Source organism: Verrucosispora sp. SN26_14.1, assembly GCF_004307965.1.
Lineage (GTDB): Bacteria > Actinomycetota > Actinomycetes > Mycobacteriales > Micromonosporaceae > Micromonospora.
In genome coordinates this window covers 1-1,902 of sequence record NZ_SISL01000723.1, presented here as the reverse complement: position 1 = coordinate 1,902, position 1,902 = coordinate 1, and the positions used below count along the sequence as shown (strand labels likewise).

Sequence of the window (1,902 nt, the reverse complement as noted above, 5' to 3'; positions counted from 1 at the left end):
TGTGTATAAGAGCCAGGCGGCCGACGCCGACGTCGAGGCGGCCCGGCTGACGCCGCTGGTGGACCGGATCCGGGCCCGCGTGGCGGCCGACGTGCCGGACGTGGAGGTGGTCGGCGATCCGGTGCGCCGGCTGCCGCACCTGGTCACCTTCTCCTGTCTCTACGTCGACGGCGAGGCGCTGCTGCACGCGCTGGACCGGCGAGGCTTCGCGGTGTCGTCGGGCTCGTCCTGCACCTCGTCGACGTTGCGCCCGTCGCACGTGCTGGAGGCGATGGGGGTGCTGTCGCACGGCAACGTCCGTGTCTCACTGCACCGGGGCACCACCGAGGCGGACGTGGACCGCTTCCTCACCGAGTTGCCGCAGATCGTGGCCGACCTGCGGGCCGAGGCGGGGGTGGTGGGGCTGTGACGACCCCCGACGAGGTGCTCGACTGTCTCGGTCAGCGGTGCCCGCTGCCGGTGATCGCGCTGGCCCGCCGACTGCCGTCCCTGCCGGTCGGCGCGGTGATCCGGGTGCTCGCCGACGATCCGGCGGCGGCGGTGGACATCCCGGCCTGGTGCCGGATGCGCCAGCAGGAGTTCCTCGGTGCCGCCCCCGGCCCCGGCTACGACGTCCGCCGCTCCGCGTGAAAGGCGGCATCCACCGGCCGCTGTGAAAGGAAGGGCACCTTATTAACGCCTCGTGCATAGCCGGGGTCCCCTGCTAACACCTGAACCTCGTGTAGACGACGATCGGCTCTCGATCCCGTCCGCCGTAGCGGAACCGCTCGGGATCGAGAGCCGAGACACCGTGACGGTGCAGAGGTCAGGGCAGCAGGTGAGGGCGGACCTCGTCGGAGGCCTCGTCGCCGTACGACTCGGCGAGGCGCTTGACGAACAGGTCGCGGCGCACCTGGTACTCCTGGGTGCCGACCGTCTCCAGCACCAGGGCGGCCAGCAGCGAGCCGACCTGCGCGGCGCGCTCCAGCCCGACGCCCCAGGAGAGCGCGGTGAAGAACCCGGCACGGAAGCCGTCGCCGACGCCGGTGGGGTCGATCGCCTGGGCCTCCCGGGCGATCGGCACGTGGATCGGCGCGAAGTCCCGCCCGGCGATCTCCACCCCGTCCTTGCCCAGCGTGGTGACCCGGATCCGGACCCGATCCAGCAGCTGCGCGTCGCTCAGTCCGGCCTTGCTCTGCAGCAGCGACTTCTCGTAGTCGTTGGTCATCAGGTACTCGGCGCCGTCGATGAGCGACACCACGTCCTCGCCCTCCATCCGGGCGAGTTGCTGGGACGGGTCGGCGGCGAACCGGTATCCGCGCTCACGGCACTCGGCGGAGTGGCGCAGCATGGCCGCCGGGTCGTTGGCACCGACCAGGACCAGGTCCAGCCCACCGAGCCGCTGCGCGACGGGGTGCAGCTCGATGTTGCGCGCCTCGCTCATCGCGCCGGCGTAGAAGGAGGCGATCTGGCACATGTCCGTGTCGGTGGTGCAGACGAAGCGGGCGGTGTGCGCCACCTCGCTGACGTGCACCGAGTCGCAGTCCACCCCGTGCCGCTCCAGCCAGGAGCGGTAGTCGGCGAAGTCGGCGCCGACGGCCCCGAGCAGCACTGGGCGCAGGCCGAGCTGCCCCATGCCGAACGCGATGTTCGCCGCCACGCCGCCCCGGCGCAGCACCAGGTCGTCCACCAGGAAGGAGAGCGAGACCTTGTGCAGCTGGTCGGCGATGAGCTGGTCGGCGAACCGGCCCGGGAAGCTCATCAGGTGGTCGGTGGCGATCGAGCCGGTCACGGCGATCTTCATGTCAACCCTCGGGGTCGGGATCAGGGCGCGGTCAGCCTACCGGCCCCACGCTCGCCGAGCGACCAGCCCGCTCAACCTCCCCCACCGCCCACTTACCCACCCACCACCCCAAACCATCC

General features: G+C 71.4%; 3 protein-coding genes. 2 read left to right on the top strand and 1 reads right to left on the bottom strand.

Annotated elements, in window-relative coordinates:
* A partial coding sequence (locus EYA84_RS31305; protein ID WP_131057790.1) for an aminotransferase class V-fold PLP-dependent enzyme occupies positions 1–409 on the top strand: 409 nt, incomplete at its 5' end.
* Entirely contained in the window at positions 406–630 is a 225-nt protein-coding gene (locus tag EYA84_RS31300) for a sulfurtransferase TusA family protein (protein WP_131057789.1), read from the top strand. The genes EYA84_RS31305 and EYA84_RS31300, both read left to right, overlap by 4 nt.
* Before the next feature lie 175 nt (positions 631–805).
* Here EYA84_RS31300 and EYA84_RS31295 read toward each other — a convergent pair whose 3' ends face one another.
* Positions 806–1,783: a carbohydrate kinase family protein gene (locus EYA84_RS31295; protein WP_131057788.1), complete on the bottom strand. Its 978-nt coding sequence runs from the start codon at positions 1,781–1,783 to the stop codon at positions 806–808.
* Between the last annotated feature and the right edge of the window lie 119 nt (positions 1,784–1,902).

What these genes read in the sequence shown, in the direction of transcription:
- EYA84_RS31295 (WP_131057788.1), bottom strand. Translation starts at nt 1,783, where the DNA reads ATGAAGATCGCCGTGACCGGCTCGATCGCCACCGACCACCTGATGAGC.